Genomic DNA, 17351 nt, shown 5'->3' on the forward strand with positions numbered 1-17351 from the left:
GTTTTTACGATACAAAATCATGACAATAATAAATTCAGGTTGAATATTCTTAATCCATTACGGCAATTATTTATCACAAAGTCTACCGATAAGACATCTGAAATTTGTGATTTGCTTTATAAATGATGACAAAACAAGATCTAATTCAAAATTATGAGTATTCATTGATCTTTTATTTATGCTGAAATATTGAAATTAAGGCATCAAGCTTGCGATATAAGCACGATGATAAGTTACTGATTTAACAAAAATCAGCTTGAAATTTAGACTAAATCTATCATTTTAGAATGTAGGGCAGTCTAAAATCGAATTGTTTCTAAAACACCGTAAAAGCTTGATCATTCAAGCAGTACATCATCTCCCCATCATCCATCCACTTTTTTAAGAGGAACGAGATATGAAAAAAACACTAATCGGTCTAACGCTCATGACCGTTCTAACACTATCAGGCTGTGCGACAACACTCAGTAAGCCTCGTACATTTGATCAATTAGGACAGTACACTACAGTTCCCCTAAATGATCACAGTTATCGAGTCAGCTTTCAGGGCAACAGCAATATGAGCTTTGGTACAGCAGAAGAAATTACGCTATTAAAATCTGCTCAAGTCGCCCTGCTCAATGGTTTTAATTATTTCAAAGTACAAGATGATCCAAGTAACCGCAGCCAACAACCACCACGTAAAGCTGTGGTTTACCCAACGCCAAGCTATTATCCTTATGGATGGGGTTACCGTCGTCCGTATTGGAATGATCCATTTTATGACATGCCTCAAGTTGTCACACTTGATCCAGTACAAGTAGCATATACCATTGATTGTTTTAAAGATAAAAAATCTGCCCCTGATGATGCTTTTGATGCTCGTCTGATTTTACAATCTTTAGGACAAAAATATGGACTTAGTCCGACAGGACAGGTCATACAACCTGAACCAACTACGGTAACATCGAAGTAGACATAATTAATTTCAAAACAACGATACAGGACGATCAATGAGCGGAACTGAAACTACAGATATCCCGAGCCTAAACCGCAGTAAACGCCTTGCAACCATTGCGCTGATTGTGGCTGTATTGGTTTGGATTGCGTTAATCATTTCCGCCAAACTTCTCCCTGAATATATATGGCTCATTCATATTTTCATGCTCGGTGCAGAAGCGGGTGTGGTTGGCGGCCTTGCCGATTGGTATGCTATTACCGTTCTGTTTCGTAATCCTTTCGGGAAAATTCCAATTCCGAGGTTTTTACGTGATCACACCGAAATTATTCCACGTAACAAAGCCCGTATTGCCGAATCGATGGGTAAGTTTGTACAAGAAAATTTTCTCTCTCCACAAGTGGTCGAAAGAAGTCTAAATAATACTGACTTGAGTCTTGCTATCGGGAAATGGCTCGCTAATCCGAAAAACAACACTCAAATTGTTGATGTTATTCAACAAACAGTACCGAAAATTTTTGAATTTATTGGTCAAGAACAAATTGGTCGTTTTATTCAAAACAACAGTGTGCAATGGATTCGTAATACGCGTGTCAATCATCTTGCAAGTGAAATGTTACGTGCTGTTTTAGAAAATGATTTTCACCAAGATGTATTACAGCGTGGACTTGATGTTGCCCACGAATGGATGATGAATCACCCTGAGAAAACTCGTGAATTGACTCAAAAGCTATTTAAAGAACTTGGCGTTTCTCGCCTTGCTAAAGGTGCAAGTTGGATTGGGATTGATGTTGAGCAACGTACCATTGATTCTTTACTTACCAAAGTCGAGTCAATGCTTGCTGACCCTGAGCATCCAATGCGCCAGCACATTGAAGATATTGCCAATGAACTCAAAAACCAGCTTGCAGATTACAACAGCCCTGCAAGCCTACGGTTAAACGAAACAAAAAATGCACTTTTGGACAGTGAGTCTGTACTAAATTTTATGACAGGTGCTGTCGTAATTTTATGTGATGGTATTAAGTCCGATTTAGAAAAATCTGATTCAGGCATTGCTATGAATTTGCGTGTTGCTATACAGCAAGTGGGTGAAAATCTGTTGCTCAATCAATCTGTTCGCGACCTGCTCAATGACCGTATGAGCGGTATTGCAATCAATTTAAGTGATCAATATAGCGAAAAAGTCATTCGTTTTATTAGTGAGCGTATTCACGAATGGGACTCTCGTGAAATGATTGATAAAATTGAAAATGAAGTCGGTGGTGACTTACACATGATTCGTGTCAATGGTGTGGTTGTTGGCGCATTTATTGGTTTAACGCTCGGTGTGATTCGTGCCATTATTGATTTTGTAATTTAAGTAAAAATCCTTTCCATCTAACATAAACTGATAATTCATTGCTAAACTGAAATACATTAAAAAGCTCATTCTTGCAATAATGAGCTTTAGATGTAAACTTATGATTCAAAATGAAATATGGATTTTAAAATACTAAAATTTGATTTCACATCAAATGTTTATACAGATATTAGGCAGCATCATTTTGATTTTTCAATCAAGAATAATGGATGATGTATTTTAAATTTACGTTAAATCTTTTTATGATTGAACTTAAATGACTTTTTGATCTAATTTAAACAATTGATTTAAAGATGTATAAAATGTGCGACCATCTAAATTGAGGTCTACTTCAATTCCTGACTGCAAAAGAATTCTTTTGCCTACTTCAACTTCTTTTGAACCTTGACGTGTATTTTGCATTTTATTTAAGGGAATTAAAGAAACGATTATTTCCGTACCATTTTTAGATTTTGCAACTAAACTATTTTTTTCTAACAACGTATATCCTATTTTTTTAATGCCTTTCCAACATGGAAATGGCTTGAACATTAAATTCCAGACGATAAAAAAGCACTAAAAAGTGCTTTTTTAAAGCATCTTACAACTTATACTGCAACGATGTTTACAGCATTTGGACCTTTAGGACCTTGAGTAATGCTGAATTCAACTTGTTGGCCTTCAGCCAAAGTTTTGAAACCTGAGCTAGCGATTTCGCTGAAATGAGCAAAAACGTCTGGACCTGATTCTTGTTGAATAAAACCGAAACCTTTAGTTTCGTTGAACCACTTAACAGTACCTTTAACAACAGTTGCATTTGACATAGTAAAATCCTACTAATTTTTAATAAATTTAGCCGTTTAACGGGCTAGTTATAACTTTGAAAATAATAAAGCATGAACTTAAAATCTAAAAAACGAAGGATTATAAACTAAAACTGCGATACTAAAGAAGATTTACCGAAACAAGACTTTTTTTTCTAGTCGAGAAGTATTATACCAAAAAAAACCAAATAATCAAGCAAACCATGAGCTATATTATCTTTTGAATCCAACTTACTCACAAAAACTATTGATATATAAGTAAATTTAAATATTTACATTGTTGAAAAAATATTCTTTCCAAATATCTTAGCTATATTTAGCTTTACGAAAAGCCAGATAAAATGTCTGGCTTTTTATACAGCTCATAAACTACAACTATTTGCTCCAACCAAATTTTTTAAAAATCACCAAGCCTCCTGATGACTTTAAAAAGTCTATAAATTTCTGTGTTTCCGAGTTTTTCTTGCCTCGTTCCGTCAATGCCACCCCCATATCACGATAAATTACCAAATCACGTTCAATCGGAACAATTTGACCAATATTCGGATTACTTACACCCCAAATATTAAAAACTAGCCAAGCATCGTAACTTTTATCTTCTTCCCAAGCCTTTTTTGCTAAACCTGTATTTTGTGCATATAAAGCAATATTTTTACGGAAATCTTGGGTTAATTGAATTGTACCCGTCCTCCCAGCAATATCTTCCCACATACCGACTTGCCCCGCACCATGCGTCACTAAAACTTTTATATTTGAGTTCGCTAAATCTTTAAAGCCTTTTATATGCTTAGGATTACCATCTCTCACCAATATTGCAGCAGGACGTAAATATAAAGGCTCAATTGATAACTTAACAATTTGATCTAAAAAGGTGATTTCTAAATCCGACATCATGGCTTCAGAGCCGCTATAGAAAATATCTGCATCAACTTTCGCTTGATCGACCCATTGTTTGGTTGGCCCAGCCGTAACTTTAACTTCTATCCCAGTTTGATTCTGAAATTGTTTAGCTGCTTCCTGCATGGCTGGAGCAGGACCTCCGGGGCCATAAACATGTAATGCTGCCAACGTTGGCATCGCAAAAGAACAAAGTACTAGAGATAATGCATAACGATTAAATTGAATTTTTTTGAACATTTCTATTTCCTTGAAGTAGATTAAAAATAATTTAATCGCGTCATTCATGTGCCTTTTTTCATTTGATGCCATTGGTTAAACGATTTGATGTAAATATGTATCCACTCTATCGCTTATTTTAATCCGCAATATCTGAGTAATTTTCTTCGTCACATTTATACAAATTACTTCTGTCTAGAGTAAAACTGTACATGAGTGAAGTTCGGCTATTTAGCTCTAAAAAATGACCTGCTACACTCAAAGCAATCTTTTTAATCAAATTTGTTCGTCATGATCGAAATCCATTCCAAACTACCTGCACAAGGCGTGACTATATTCAGCATCATGACAGCAATGGCACAACGCTTAAATGCACTCAATCTTTCTCAAGGTTTTCCTGATTTCCCTGCTCCACCAGATTTATTGCAAGCCCTCAGCCAAGCAACTTTGGATGGATATAACCAATATGCACCAGGTGATGGTTTACTCAGCTTACGTGAAGAAGTCGCTAAGCTCTTTGTTCAGCGTGACCAATTGAAGTTTGACCCTGTCACTGAAATCACCATTACCCCAGGTGCAACCATTGGTATTTTTAGTGCTATTCAAGCCATTGTACATCCAGGCGATGAAGTCATTATTTTTGACCCCAGTTATGACAGCTATTCGCCAAGTGTTCAATTGGTCGGAGCTAAAGCCGTTCACATTGCACTGAATGCACCTGAGTTTTCGGTCGATTGGAATCAAGTCAAAGATGCCATTTCTGCAAAAACACGCATGATCATTGTTAATACACCACACAATCCAACTGGAGCAATTTGGTCAAAACAAGATTGGTTAAATCTAGTTGAACTGATTGAAGATAAAAATATTATTGTGTTGTCAGATGAGGTCTATGAACATTTAATTTTTGATCGTCACAAACATTACTCAGCACTTTCATTTCCTGAATTGCGCCATCGTAGTTTTGTCGTTGGCTCTTTTGGTAAAACCTTCCATGTAACAGGTTGGAAAACAGGCTACTGTGTTGCAGCACCCGAGTTAATGAAAGTCTTCCGTCAGGTTTATCAGTTTGCCAATTTTTGTGGTGTAACCCCTGTGCAAATTGCACTTGCCCAGTATATGCAACAACACCCTGAACATATCTCAGGTTTATCGAGTTTCTATCAACAAAAACGTGATTTATTTATTTCAGGTATTCAACAATCTAAATTCAGTCTACTACCTTCTTCAGGCACATTTTTCCAAAACGTTGACTATAGTGCAATTCGTCCTGATTTAAATGATGTAGACATGTGCAAATATCTCGCTGAAGAACATAAAATTGTCGCTATTCCTGTTTCCGTTTTTTATCAAAAAGCACCTGAAAATTTACGTCTCATTCGTTTTTGTTTCGCCAAAAAAAATGAAACGCTCATTCAAGCAGGTCAAATTTTGAATCAAGTATAAATAGCCCTTCATACATTAAAAAATGTTCAAAAAATAAAGCCTGAGTTACCCAAATACTCAGGCTTTTTCAATGAGGTCTGTTATATTGAGAACTAGATAAAGACAACAGAATATTCAGTAGAATAACAATGCCAACGCACTCAGATATGATTCATCAACCTAAATTTTGGAAAACCTTTTTAATTTTTCTAGTTCCGCTCATCGTCACCAATATTTTACAAAACCTATCGGGCACAATTAATACCATCTATGTTGGACAAATGCTCGGTGTCGATGCCATTGCGGCTATTTCGGTATTTTTTCCTATTTTATTTGCAATGATGGCATTTGTGATTGGTCTATCTACAGGTGCAACAGTTTTAGTGGGTCAAGCATGGGGCGCACAGGACATCACGAAAGTCCGTCAAATTGTTGGTGCAACTTTATTTATGACACTAATTGGCGGAACGCTGATCGCATTTCTTGGTGTGGTATTTGCACAAAATATCTTGGCTTTACTCGGTATTGACCCTGATATTATGCATTTATCTTTGCCTTATGTTCAATGGATGTTGGCAGGTAGTCCATTCTTGTTTATTTACATTATTTACACCTCTATTTTGCGGGGTGTAGGCGATAGTACTACTCCTTTAATTGCATCAGGGTTGACTATTTTTGTTGGTTTAATTATCACACCTGTACTGATTAAAGGGCTTTTTGGTTTTCCAAAATTGGGCATTATTGGCCCTGCGATTGCCACGACATGTGGTTTTATGAGCGTTCTATTTTTCTTATACAATTATCTAAAGCGCAAAGAACATCCTTTACGCTTATGTCCAGAATTGATTCAAAATATTCGCTATCAACCTGAACTGACTCGTTTAATTTTAAAATTAGGCATTCCAACGGGTGTACAAATGGTCACAAACTCTGTGGCTGCACTAGTGATTATTGGTCTGATCAATCAATATGGCTCGCACGCTACAGCGGCATATGGTGCAGTCAATCAGGTTTTAAATTATATTCAGTTCCCTGCGCTATCTATCTCTATTGCTGCTTCTATTTTTGCAGCACAAGCGATTGGTGCAGGTAAGTCAGATTCTCTATCTAAAGTAACACGAACGGCTTTATGGATGAATATCATTATTACAGGTAGCCTGATTACATTGGCTTATTTGTTCTCAAAATATCTTATGGCAATGTTCATTACCGATCCTGCTGTCATTGAACTTGGACAACAGTTGCTCTTTCTTGTGCTGTGGTCAATTTTATTTTTTGGTGCGAGTGCCATTTTTGCATCGATTATGCGTTCAAGTGGCACCGTTTTAATGCCCATGCTGATCAATATTTTTGCGATTGTATTGATTGAAGTTCCTTTTGCTTATTATTTTAGTAGCATCTGGGGTTTAAAAGGCATTTGGTATGCTTATGCGCTGACATTCTTTAGTATGTGTATTGCTCAGGGGCTGTACTATCAATTTGTATGGAAGAAAAAAACCGTTGAAAAATTGATTTAATATCAAATATAAATACATAAAAAATGCGAGCACATAACTCGCATTTTTTATGCCTAAACATTAAGTCTAAATTACCATGCTAAACGGTAACGCTCTAACTCATGTGCCTCAATTTCTACTGTTGACTGATCTTTAAAGTCGAGCAAAATATCATTTTTAATGGCGGAAAGTCGAAAGTCTTCTCTATGCCGTGGTCGAGCCAAATCAACATTAATAATACGCTTAATTCGTCCTGGATGAGGTTGCATTACTACAACCCGATCTCCAAGTAAAACGGCTTCTTCTACATCATGTGTAACCAAAATTGTGGTGATTTTTTCTGAAGCCCAAATACGCTGAAGCTCTTGCTGTAAATTGGCACGAGTTAAGGCATCCAATGCACCAAAAGGCTCATCGAGTAATAATATTTGTGGTCGATTGACAAGGCTACGAGCAATTGCAACACGTTGACTCATCCCACCAGATAACTGACTTGGATACGCCTGTTTAAATGCACTGAGTTGTACCAATTCAAGATGATAATCAATTAGTTCCTGCTTTTCTTTTTTCGATAATTTGCTGTTGTCCAATGCCAAAGCAACATTTTTTTCAACCGTCAGCCATGGAAATAAACGGTGATCTTGAAAAACAATACCTCGTTCTAAACTTGTCCCCTGAATCGCTTGACCATCAATACTAATCTTGCCGTTGTATTCACCATCTAAGCCAACCAAAAGGCGTAATAATGTTGATTTCCCACAGCCACTATTACCCACAATACTAATAAATTCACCGGGTTGAATATCTAAATTAATGTGTTCTAATACTTTCAGCGGCTCGCCTTTGTTCGGAAAATATTTGTCCAATTGCTGAATTTGAACATGCCCAGCTATTTTTACGTGTTGATTCATTTGATCTATTTACTCACTTTTACCCATATTCACTCAAGTAATTGGGTCACATTATTTTTCTGAAGGCTGACGCCAACGTAAATTGTAATTTTCAAAAAATTGTGCGGCTTTGGATAAAATCAATCCAATAACAGCAATCACCACCATGCCGTACAGCACAACTTCCATTTTAAATACATTCTGTCCATCTAAAATTGGGTTGACGACACCAAGATCTGATACAAAAAAATACTCTGCGCCAACCGTCGCCATCCACGAAAAGACCAAAGCAATATTTAAACCGGCAAAAATACTTGGTGCTGCCGCAGGTAAAAGCACTTTAAAAAACCGATGTGTGGCACTCAATTGGAAAATATCGGCAACTTCATACAAGCGATGAGGTACATTTTTAATGCCGTCGTAGGTATTGAAAAAGACAGGATAAAAGACCACAAGCGCGATAAAAATAACTTTAGACAATTCGCCATGACCGAACCACATAATCATCAATGGAATCCATGCAAATACAGCAACATGCTTAATGGCATTGAGCGTTGGAGAAAAGAATCGGTCTACCCAAGTGTTTAATCCAAGTACTAGTCCTGCACTCACTCCCACTAATCCTCCTGCAATAAAACCTGCCAAATTCCGAATCAAACTTGCTAGTACATTTTCTCTCAGCTCACCTGACTGCCACCCTTTAACGAACTCATCCCAGACCGTAGAAAGTGGAGGTAAAAATGCAGCATCAATCCATTTTTGTTGTGCCGAGACACTCCAAACCAACAATAAAATAATAGGAATGACTGCACCACGATAATCTATTTTTTTCATCGTTCATTCTCCTACTTTTGTAGATGCCAAGCCTTAAATGGACGTTGTAACAAGCTAATCAATACATCAAAGAAAAAGCCCACTAACCCAATAATCACCACTGTTGCCATCACCACATCAAGTTGAAAAATTTGACGACCATAGACCATGATGTAACCAATCCCCTCACTTGATGCCAATAACTCTACAGCCACCAAAGCTCCCCAAGCACTCGCGAGCGATAAGCGTAATCCGCCAATAAAGCTAATTAATGCACCAGGGAAAATCAGATTTTTAAACTTTGACCACACACTAAGTTGATAGACATCTGCTACTTCTGTCAGTGAAGATGGAATATTGCGTACACCTTTATAAATATTGACTGTCATGGGTAACAACGCTGCTTTTGCAATCAAAATAACCTTTAAGGCTTCATCAATTCCGACCACTAAAACCAGTAATGGAACCCATCCCACTACAGGGACAAGATTTAATATTTTAAAGATTGGCCATACATAGGCTTCAATTGTTTTCGATAAGCCCATACCTAAGCCAAGAAATATAGCTATCGTAATGCCTGCACCAAAACCATAAAGAATACGAACGAGACTTACGCTTAAATTGCTCCACAACTCTCCACTGCTATAAAGATCTTGTAGTGCTACCCACACCGCTTGTGGCGCAGGGAGGAGAAGTGGATTGACCCAACTTTTTTCGACAGCAACATACCAAAGTAATAAAATGCTTAATGGAAAAATCCCTCCAATAATCCATTTCACTGCTTGGCTTGTTTTTAAAAAATCAATAATGCCTAACGTTCTAGCTTGCCTATCTAAACCTACAACAGTTTCTATAGGCTTCAATGCAATCTCCTCTGACATACTCACACTCCCTTTTCAGCACACTGCTTATTTGGTTGCCCAAAAATTCTGCAAGTTCAGTGTTTTCAATGCATTATTGACATATTTTGGTTCGACCCACTGATCAACATTAAAATCACCACGAATTAGTTTTAAATCCTGACCTGCTTTTAGTTTTTGTTTAATCAGTGAGATACTCGCCTGATTAAATACAGGTGCACTATGAAGCTTTAAATCTACACCTGTATTGGCTTTGACAAAGGCGTTATACGGTAGTCCTGACTTCGCCCAAAGCTTAAATAATGCATCTTTATTGGCAGGGTTACTCTCCCATGCAGCTTGCTTGACCAAAACATTCACTACTCTTTGTACAGTTTCAGGATACTTCTGTTCAAACTTTGAATTAACCAGAATATAGCCCGAACTTTGATACAAGTTTGGTTCTTGCTTAGTTGAATAAATAATTTTGGCAATACCACGATCAACGACTGGGAAAATGGATTGATTGGTATAAAGACCATCAATATCCCCACTTGCCAATGCCGAATAACCAACAGGACCATCCATATTGACAAAACGGAAATCCTTTTCAGTAAAGCCATGCTTTTTAATGACATTATTAATAGCTAAATGGACACTTGTACCTTTAAAGAAACCAATCCTTTTCCCTTTAAGATCTGCCCAAGACTTCGCTGTTGAACCTGTTGGAACAGCCAAGTAGGTATTATCTTCACTTCCGCCAATGGCAATCAGTTTCGTATCTAAACGGCTTGCTTTACCAATTAACGCAGGCAGGTCTCCAAGCCAAGTAATATCGACTAAACCATTGGCATAAGATTCATTAATTGCAGGCCCTGCACCCTTAAAATTGTTCCATTGCACCTTAATGCCATCTTTTTGAAATTCCTTTTCAAGTAAGCCTAAAGTTTGTGTTGTTGCATAATAATTACCATAAGGCACAGGACGATTTCCTGTTCCAACCAAAGGTGATGCTAAACGAATCACAGTCGGTTTTGCTTCAGCAGCAACAGTCTGTAAAGATGGAATCCATGTTGCTGTTAAAAGTACGCCAGAGATAAAAACTTGAGTAAAAGAGCGCATCAAAAATTCCTCTACATTATAAAATAAGGGTTAAAATCCAAACTGAAATTGCGCAACAACTTCATTATATTTTTGGTTGAAAATTTCGTTATTGACATGGTTTAAGTTCAATTGGAACTTGGTAGTTTCTGCAAAAAATGCATTTAAACCCAATGAATGGATATCAATCTGTTGATTCGTTAAGTCTTTATCTCGATCAATGGTGTCGTAACGATAAAATGCTTGATAAGACTTCGGCCACCAATCGTCATAGCGCCCTTGATTTCGGAAACCTTTGACAAATTGTTCACCTAAATTCCAGAACAATGTTCCTGTCTGTGACTCACTTTTGCGGTTACGAGTCTGTTGCTGACCAATATAAGTATCATCTTCACCTTTGACATATTCGTACGTCACACCAAAAGGATGATGGTTATAATAAATATCAAAGCCTTGACGTAAAATATCGCCTTTACCTGCAAATGCCGCACTATTACCATTGATATCAAATAAGTTACTTTTCCCTTGATACCAAGACAAACCAAAGCTCAATTCGCGTAACCATGAGTTATATTCTGCTGGCACGGTATAACGCAGACGTCCAATAAAATTCTTATCATCGTTGTCATCAGACTTATTTGCACCATTACCATTGACTACACCAAAAGCATAAGTCAATAAAGGTGAACGATAGTTATACCCATAATCCACAGTTGGAAATGCATCACCACGCACCACAAGACCTACTTCACGTAGTGCTAAACCGTAACCATATCCAGGTAAACTAAACAGTGCATTATTGATGGTTGGTTTTAAATCTTCTGTTGCTTGAACTTCCTGACCAAAAGGTAATAACTGTTGCCCAAGCGTCACCGATAAGCGTCCCGTATCCTGACTTAAAGTCGGTAAAACGTTATAAATCAATTGTGCATCGAGTAAATTTAAATAACTATTATTGGTTCCAGACTGTGGTGATGTACCAAAACGTAAATTAAAGTCGAGGTTTTTACCCTCTTCATAATCTCTAAATAAATTCCCAGTAAAGCCGACTTGCACTGCCCCTAAGTCAAAGGATGAACGACGATGATTCACCGCTGAACCTGTATTTAAACCTGTCGGTGGTGTGGTTTGTGGTTCATCAAGATAAGATGCCTTGGTCTGTACAACCCCATTTATTTGCAATTGGCGTGCAGATAATGCTGTTTTAGTATCTCGTTCACGTTGTACCTGATATTTAAAGTTTTCAAGATCACTTTGTAAGCCTTGGACATCAGCTTGAGTCGCAAAACCTTGACTTCCCTCTTCACCATCTACATTTTGCGCAAGTTCACCATCAATACTTTCTGAAACAATCGTTTCTTCAACAGTACCCTTTCGTACTTGAGTATCAGATACCTGCCCATTTTCTTGTTGTGATTTGAGTTGATTGAGTTCAGTTTTCAACAGATTTAATGATTTTTCTAACTGACTAACCTGTTGTTGTAGCTGATTTACATCTGGTGCTGCATGTGCCAATGCAATACTGGCACTTAGTAATGAAAATGTCGCTAGACTTTGTCGAATGTGTTGCTTCATGAATCGAACCACCTACAGTTTTGCAAGCGATACATCGGTTGATTTAATCAACACAATGACCTGACTGCCAATTTGTAAGTCCAATTGTTCGACTGAACGTGTGGTAATAACTGAAGTAAAAATACCGGATGCCGTAACAACATCGACTTCAGAAACAACATCACCTTTAATAATTTCTTGAATTGTGCCTTTTAACTGATTTCGCACATTAATAGATTGGATAGTCAACTGAATAATTCCTATAAAATAACTTAGAATTAATACTGCCTAAAATTTATAATAATCAAAAATAATATAATCATCTTTTTATATCTTATTTTATAAAATAAAAAATTAGACTTCAGAAATACGACTCTCTATATATTTTAAATCATGAATAATAATATTTTCATACTGCCAAAAAACGACATTTAAATTAACTAATTTTTTAATCTCTTTATTAATCGTTTGCCTTGATGAAGATAATAAGTCAGCAAGGTCATGTTGTGAAATTTTGAGCTTTATTTCCAAACCATCTGGATGTGAAACACCATACTGCTGTACAAGTTTCCATAAGACATGACAAACTTTTTGATGCAAATTTGCCACCTGTGAAAATTTAATTTCATGCAATAATGCATACATCCTTTGTGAGAGTATCTGCAATACATCTTGATATAAGATATTGTTATTATTTAATTCGTTCTGAATAATATGACGAGGAACAACCAAAACTCGAACTAGATTAAAAGCATAATAATCGTAATCAATTTTTTGCTGATTTAAACAAGGCAATAGATTAATGACGTTCTGTTCTGAATAATAATTAAAGGCATGAAAACGCCCCAATGGGCTTAAATAGCCAATTTGAATAATTCCATCAATCAAGATATACAACGCATCTGTGCAATTATCCTTACTTAATATTAATTCTCCTTTTTGATGTTTTTTAGTATACGACTTGGTTATTATATTATCCAATCGATTATTAGATATATTTTTAAAGACATTCCTTAAAACACATACATTATCATTTAATGAAAAATCATAAAATTCCATAAATCCACCTTATATTTATCAATATAATATTAGATGGAATATGGAAATTACTCGAATCATTTATTATTCATAAAATATCAATTTTTATGCAAAGCCTTAAATATTGTTTATAAAAAATATACTTTACGAAACTTTTTCATAAAAGCTTTCTTCACCATAATTTAAATGTGAAATATCACGTTTCACCTCTTGCTTTAATGCTTTACTCGGTTGACCGTCAGCACCTACAGGAATATCACCTTCTAAAGTCACACGGCGCACCACACGATGTTGATCGCCATAATCATTGATAGCACGATGTTGTGTCGCACGGTTATCCCAAATAGCAACATCACCTGCTTCCCAACGCCAACGTACAATATTTTCAAGTTTTAAAATATGACTCTGAAATAAATCAAATAATTTACGTGAATCTGTCGAGTTATAGCCCACAAAACTTTTAAAGAAATGCCCTAACAATAAGGTTTTTTCACCTGTTTCAGGATGCACACGCACCAAAGGATGCTCTGTTTCATACTCAGTTGCTGTAAAAATTTCACGATATTTTTCACGTTGTTCCGTGGTGATACTTGCTGATGCTGCATAGTCATAACTATTGCTATGCACTGCCCTTAAAGAATCAGCAAGTACTTTAAGTGATTCAGGTAAGTGTTCATACGCAGCTGTCGTATTTGCCCAAACCGTATCACCACCGACTTCAGGGGCAATGACGCTACGTAAAATTGAAGCTTTAGGGTAATTTTCAATAAAAGTAATATCGGTATGCCACGTATCTGCACGACCACCACGAGAGTCCAATTCTAAAATATGGTTTGAACCCTTTTTAGTGGGTACCGTTGGGTGATTCAATGGTGTCCCTAGACGAGCAGCGAAGGCTTCTTGTCCAATGTCATCTAGCTGATGCTGACCTTTAAAAAAAATCGTTTTATATTGTAAAAGCGCTTGATTGATTTCATTGACCACATCCTCAACAAGATTCGATGATAAATCTACTCCTGAAATTTCAGCGCCAATACGCCCACCAATCGGTTTTACTATAATGTGTTGATAGTTATAACTCATTTTTTATTCCTCAATTGTCATTTTGCTTCTATGCGTCAAAGTGCATATCCATGATTTGATAATGAAGAATCTGTTTATGCAAATCTGTCAAAAAATTGACATTTTTTTTCTGCATTTCTGATAAAGAAAAAATTAAAAAGAATATAAGTACAAAAAAACCCGCTTAAGCGAGTTTTTTATTTTAAAAAATTAATTACATATAAATTATTTAGGCTCTAATCTTTTACTTAACTTGGTTGCCATTGCAGTAATACGTTGGTAACCCGTTGGTAAAACACGTTGAATAAGATCGAGTGTTTTCGCATCATTACCAATCAACAAACGACGTTTGTTTTTCAACACTGCATCTAAAATTTGTTGTGCTGCTTCTTCAGCAGGCATACGCAATAATTTATTGAATGCTTTAGCCGATTTTTCAGGATTCATGCCCATTGATTTGATGCTATCACTCATACGTGCATCATTGGCAATATTGGTACGAATACCTCCTGGATGTACACTAAGCGCACTCACACCACTATTTTCAATGTCTAATTCTTGACGCAAAGATTCAGTAAAACCACGCACCGCAAACTTAGTTGAGTTATATGCAGATTGAGTTGGCTGAGCGGTTAATCCAAATAAACTTGAGGTATTGATGATGTGACCTTCACCTGTTTTTTTCAAATACGGAAGAAATTCTTTTGTACCGTACACTACGCCCCAGTAGTTAATACCCATGATCCATTCAAGGTCTTCATAATTTGAACCTTCAACTGTTGAGCCCAATGCAACACCAGCATTGTTAAAAATCATATTCACAGAACCATGATTTTGTACTGTTTCTTCAGCCCAAGTACGCACTTCTTCAAGTTTAGCAACATTGACTTTTTTAGACGTTACACGAACATTATAAGGTTTCACCAATTCTACAGTTTCAGCTAAACCCTTTTCATTTACATCACTAAGCGATACATGACAGCCTGCTTTCGCCAAGAGTACAGCAAGCTGCTGTCCCATACCTGAGCCCGCACCTGTGATTGCCGCAACTTTGTTTTTAAAATTTTTCATTTTTTGTCCTTTTTAGTCAACCACACAGATTTTGAAGCTGCGTAGTACGTGTTTATTACTATAAATTTGACAATACATATTGTCAATATACAATACTGATGATTCATACCCAAAAACGATATAAATATATTCATCGGCTTCAATGCTGTTTATTGGTAAAATCCACTTTTGCACGGTTAACTTGGCTTCTATTCTTATGACATACGTAGACTCAAATACAGAGATACACCCTGACGCACAGGCAAAACCTGTCAAAAAAATCATTAAAGAACGTCAGTTTAAAGGCATGTCACTCACTGAGCGTAAACAAGCACGTCGTGAAAAACTCATTGAAGCGGGCATTGAAGCCTACGGCACACATGGCTTTTTTTCGGTAACTGTTAAAGATATTTGTATAGAAGCGAAGCTAACTGAACGCTATTTTTATGAATCCTTTAAACGCAGTGAAGATTTGTTTCAAACTATTTTTCTCAAATTGATTGATCAAATGCAAAAAACACTGCTTACAGGCGTAATGAAAGCCTCGCCTAATCCTGAAAAAATGGTGCATTCAGGTTTAACCTCACTCTTTAAAATGCTCAAAGATGATCCACGCACTGCACGTATTATTTATATCGATGCTATGCTCGTTCAAGAACTGCATAACCAAGCAACTATTCATGAAACGATGACTCAATTTGATCGTATGATTCATGCTTTTGTAAGTTTGATGATGCCCAATATTTCTCGTTCTGAACAAGAGATTTCATGGGTTGCCACAGGACTGAATGGCTATGTCACCCAAATTGCAGTACGCTGGGTTATGGGAGGGTTTAAACAATCCCTTGAAGATGTCGTCATGGCATGTGAAACCGTATTTTTGTCATTATTAAATACATTTTCGAGTAAATAATTGAAAAAATTTACAAAATAGGTATTTTTTCCAAAAAAAATTAGATCAATAAGTATTTTTTATTGATCTAATAAATATATGATTATATTGATGATGTAAAAAAATTGTCACAAATCTTTGCTAAAAAATGCAGATATGATTTTTTTTGCAATGATACTGTCACAATTAAACCTTGTAATAAGCCTGTCATAAATAAAAACGGTCAACCGTTTCATTAATAGGGTATTGCGTTGTGAAAGATGACTATATTTTAATCGTCGATGACGAACTTCCGATCAGGGAAATGATCCATACCTCATTGGATATGGCTGGATTTCAGTGTTTACAAGCTGAAGATGCAAAACAAGCGCATCAAATGATTGTCGATCAACGTCCATCTCTGATTCTGCTAGATTGGATGATGCCTGGTGGTGTCAGTGGTGTAGACTTGTGTCGTCGCCTTAAACGTGATGAAAATCTAGCAGAAATCCCTGTGATCATGCTGACTGCACGTGGTGAAGAAGACCATAAAGTACAAGGTCTTGATGCAGGTGCAGATGACTACATGACCAAACCATTTTCAACCCGTGAATTGGTGTCACGTATTAAAGCGGTACTACGCCGTGCCAATGCGCTTAGCGGTGAAAAAACCATTGATGCCAATGGATTGATTCTTGATCCTGTCAGCCAACGTGTCAGCTTTAGTGATCATATTTTAGAGATGGGACCAACCGAATACCGTCTACTTGCCTTTTTTATGACCCATCCTGAACGTGCCTATACTCGTGCTCAATTGCTCGACCAAGTATGGGGTGGCAATGTGTATATTGAAGACCGTACCATTGATGTTCATATTCGTCGTTTGCGTAAAGTGCTTGAACCTTTTGCAGCAGACCGTTATGTTCAGACCGTTCGTGGCACAGGTTACCGTTTTTCGACCCGTGCCGATGTCGCTTTAGGCTAACACTTTTC

The 17351-nt window shown here is 36.8% G+C and carries 18 protein-coding genes; 6 read left to right on the forward strand and 12 right to left on the reverse strand.

From position 1 onward, the window contains the following. The first annotated feature begins 397 nt into the window (after nucleotides 1–397). Together ACK2M2_RS04150 and ACK2M2_RS04155 are read left to right on the forward strand one after the other, a co-directional pair. Nucleotides 398–955 carry a CC0125/CC1285 family lipoprotein gene (locus tag ACK2M2_RS04150; protein ID WP_419346213.1) on the forward strand — a complete coding sequence of 186 codons (558 nt, stop codon included), beginning with the start codon at nucleotides 398–400 and terminating at the stop codon, nucleotides 953–955. 37 nt (nucleotides 956–992) lie between these two features. Continuing rightward, nucleotides 993–2300, forward strand: coding sequence for a DUF445 domain-containing protein (locus tag ACK2M2_RS04155; protein ID WP_419346214.1), 1308 nt, complete (start codon nucleotides 993–995; stop codon nucleotides 2298–2300). Between the two features lie 252 nt (nucleotides 2301–2552). Here ACK2M2_RS04155 and ACK2M2_RS04160 read toward each other — a convergent pair whose 3' ends face one another. From ACK2M2_RS04160 to ACK2M2_RS04170, 3 genes are all read right to left on the reverse strand, one after another. Continuing rightward, nucleotides 2553–2780, reverse strand: a complete 228-nt coding sequence (locus ACK2M2_RS04160; protein WP_409510664.1) for a hypothetical protein — start codon at nucleotides 2778–2780, stop codon at nucleotides 2553–2555. 107 nt (nucleotides 2781–2887) lie between these two features. After that, complete coding sequence (locus ACK2M2_RS04165; protein WP_409510663.1) at nucleotides 2888–3103, reverse strand: cold-shock protein; 216 nt, start codon at nucleotides 3101–3103, stop codon at nucleotides 2888–2890. Nucleotides 3104–3478: 375 nt separating this feature from the next. Beyond that, nucleotides 3479–4240 (reverse strand): substrate-binding domain-containing protein, encoded by a 762-nt coding sequence (locus tag ACK2M2_RS04170; RefSeq protein ID WP_419346216.1) that lies wholly within the window; start codon nucleotides 4238–4240, stop codon nucleotides 3479–3481. Between the two features lie 270 nt (nucleotides 4241–4510). On the opposite strand from ACK2M2_RS04170, the gene ACK2M2_RS04175 reads away from it, so the two are divergent. Together ACK2M2_RS04175 and ACK2M2_RS04180 are read left to right on the forward strand one after the other, a co-directional pair. Continuing rightward, nucleotides 4511–5665 (forward strand): methionine aminotransferase, encoded by a 1155-nt coding sequence (locus tag ACK2M2_RS04175; protein ID WP_419346218.1) that lies wholly within the window; start codon nucleotides 4511–4513, stop codon nucleotides 5663–5665. Between the two features lie 128 nt (nucleotides 5666–5793). Beyond that, nucleotides 5794–7161 (forward strand): MATE family efflux transporter, encoded by a 1368-nt coding sequence (locus ACK2M2_RS04180; protein WP_409510660.1) that lies wholly within the window; start codon nucleotides 5794–5796, stop codon nucleotides 7159–7161. 71 nt (nucleotides 7162–7232) lie between these two features. On the opposite strand, the gene ACK2M2_RS04185 is transcribed toward ACK2M2_RS04180, so the two are convergent. The 9 genes from ACK2M2_RS04185 to ACK2M2_RS04225 all read right to left on the reverse strand — a co-directional run bounded on the left by ACK2M2_RS04185 (nucleotide 7233) and on the right by ACK2M2_RS04225 (nucleotide 15508). Beyond that, nucleotides 7233–8051 carry an ABC transporter ATP-binding protein gene (locus ACK2M2_RS04185; RefSeq protein ID WP_409510659.1) on the reverse strand — a complete coding sequence of 273 codons (819 nt, stop codon included), beginning with the start codon at nucleotides 8049–8051 and terminating at the stop codon, nucleotides 7233–7235. 51 nt (nucleotides 8052–8102) lie between these two features. Further along, nucleotides 8103–8864 carry an ABC transporter permease gene (locus tag ACK2M2_RS04190; protein ID WP_419346220.1) on the reverse strand — a complete coding sequence of 254 codons (762 nt, stop codon included), beginning with the start codon at nucleotides 8862–8864 and terminating at the stop codon, nucleotides 8103–8105. An 11-nt stretch (nucleotides 8865–8875) separates the two neighbouring features. Continuing rightward, the gene (locus ACK2M2_RS04195; RefSeq protein WP_419346222.1) at nucleotides 8876–9724 is read right to left on the reverse strand and encodes an ABC transporter permease; all 849 of its coding nucleotides are present in this window, start codon (nucleotides 9722–9724) and stop codon (nucleotides 8876–8878) included. A gap of 27 nt (nucleotides 9725–9751) precedes the next feature. Continuing rightward, nucleotides 9752–10804 (reverse strand): ABC transporter substrate-binding protein, encoded by a 1053-nt coding sequence (locus ACK2M2_RS04200; protein WP_409510656.1) that lies wholly within the window; start codon nucleotides 10802–10804, stop codon nucleotides 9752–9754. Between the two features lie 30 nt (nucleotides 10805–10834). After that, nucleotides 10835–12358 carry a hypothetical protein gene (locus ACK2M2_RS04205; protein ID WP_419346224.1) on the reverse strand — a complete coding sequence of 508 codons (1524 nt, stop codon included), beginning with the start codon at nucleotides 12356–12358 and terminating at the stop codon, nucleotides 10835–10837. A gap of 12 nt (nucleotides 12359–12370) precedes the next feature. Further along, complete coding sequence (locus ACK2M2_RS04210) at nucleotides 12371–12586, reverse strand: TOBE domain-containing protein (RefSeq protein ID WP_409510654.1); 216 nt, start codon at nucleotides 12584–12586, stop codon at nucleotides 12371–12373. Nucleotides 12587–12691: 105 nt separating this feature from the next. Continuing rightward, nucleotides 12692–13396 (reverse strand): Crp/Fnr family transcriptional regulator, encoded by a 705-nt coding sequence (locus tag ACK2M2_RS04215; RefSeq protein ID WP_419346225.1) that lies wholly within the window; start codon nucleotides 13394–13396, stop codon nucleotides 12692–12694. Nucleotides 13397–13519: 123 nt separating this feature from the next. Beyond that, nucleotides 13520–14458 carry a TauD/TfdA dioxygenase family protein gene (locus tag ACK2M2_RS04220; RefSeq protein WP_409510652.1) on the reverse strand — a complete coding sequence of 313 codons (939 nt, stop codon included), beginning with the start codon at nucleotides 14456–14458 and terminating at the stop codon, nucleotides 13520–13522. A gap of 204 nt (nucleotides 14459–14662) precedes the next feature. Next, complete coding sequence (locus tag ACK2M2_RS04225) at nucleotides 14663–15508, reverse strand: SDR family NAD(P)-dependent oxidoreductase (RefSeq protein ID WP_409510651.1); 846 nt, start codon at nucleotides 15506–15508, stop codon at nucleotides 14663–14665. A gap of 196 nt (nucleotides 15509–15704) precedes the next feature. On the opposite strand from ACK2M2_RS04225, the gene ACK2M2_RS04230 reads away from it, so the two are divergent. Both ACK2M2_RS04230 and phoB read left to right on the forward strand, forming a co-directional pair. Next, the gene (locus tag ACK2M2_RS04230) at nucleotides 15705–16400 is read left to right on the forward strand and encodes a TetR/AcrR family transcriptional regulator (RefSeq protein WP_409510650.1); all 696 of its coding nucleotides are present in this window, start codon (nucleotides 15705–15707) and stop codon (nucleotides 16398–16400) included. A 232-nt stretch (nucleotides 16401–16632) separates the two neighbouring features. Further along, nucleotides 16633–17343, forward strand: a complete 711-nt coding sequence (gene phoB, locus ACK2M2_RS04235; protein WP_409510649.1) for a phosphate regulon transcriptional regulator PhoB — start codon at nucleotides 16633–16635, stop codon at nucleotides 17341–17343. The last annotated feature ends 8 nt before the right edge of the window (nucleotides 17344–17351 follow it).

The sequence above is a fragment of the Acinetobacter sp. TY1 genome, assembly GCF_048551395.1.
Lineage (GTDB): Bacteria > Pseudomonadota > Gammaproteobacteria > Pseudomonadales > Moraxellaceae > Acinetobacter.

Coding starts and splice junctions, on each gene's coding strand:
- ACK2M2_RS04150 (WP_419346213.1), top strand. CDS start 398: ATGAAAAAAACACTAATCGGTCTAACGCTCATGACCGTTCTAACACTA.
- ACK2M2_RS04155 (WP_419346214.1), top strand. CDS start 993: ATGAGCGGAACTGAAACTACAGATATCCCGAGCCTAAACCGCAGTAAA.
- ACK2M2_RS04165 (WP_409510663.1), bottom strand. CDS start 3,103: ATGTCAAATGCAACTGTTGTTAAAGGTACTGTTAAGTGGTTCAACGAA.
- ACK2M2_RS04170 (WP_419346216.1), bottom strand. CDS start 4,240: ATGTTCAAAAAAATTCAATTTAATCGTTATGCATTATCTCTAGTACTT.
- ACK2M2_RS04175 (WP_419346218.1), top strand. CDS start 4,511: ATGATCGAAATCCATTCCAAACTACCTGCACAAGGCGTGACTATATTC.
- ACK2M2_RS04180 (WP_409510660.1), top strand. CDS start 5,794: ATGCCAACGCACTCAGATATGATTCATCAACCTAAATTTTGGAAAACC.
- ACK2M2_RS04185 (WP_409510659.1), bottom strand. CDS start 8,051: ATGAATCAACACGTAAAAATAGCTGGGCATGTTCAAATTCAGCAATTG.
- ACK2M2_RS04190 (WP_419346220.1), bottom strand. CDS start 8,864: ATGAAAAAAATAGATTATCGTGGTGCAGTCATTCCTATTATTTTATTG.
- ACK2M2_RS04195 (WP_419346222.1), bottom strand. CDS start 9,724: ATGTCAGAGGAGATTGCATTGAAGCCTATAGAAACTGTTGTAGGTTTA.
- ACK2M2_RS04200 (WP_409510656.1), bottom strand. CDS start 10,804: ATGCGCTCTTTTACTCAAGTTTTTATCTCTGGCGTACTTTTAACAGCA.
- ACK2M2_RS04205 (WP_419346224.1), bottom strand. CDS start 12,358: ATGAAGCAACACATTCGACAAAGTCTAGCGACATTTTCATTACTAAGT.
- ACK2M2_RS04215 (WP_419346225.1), bottom strand. CDS start 13,396: ATGGAATTTTATGATTTTTCATTAAATGATAATGTATGTGTTTTAAGG.
- ACK2M2_RS04220 (WP_409510652.1), bottom strand. CDS start 14,458: ATGAGTTATAACTATCAACACATTATAGTAAAACCGATTGGTGGGCGT.
- ACK2M2_RS04225 (WP_409510651.1), bottom strand. CDS start 15,508: ATGAAAAATTTTAAAAACAAAGTTGCGGCAATCACAGGTGCGGGCTCA.
- ACK2M2_RS04230 (WP_409510650.1), top strand. CDS start 15,705: ATGACATACGTAGACTCAAATACAGAGATACACCCTGACGCACAGGCA.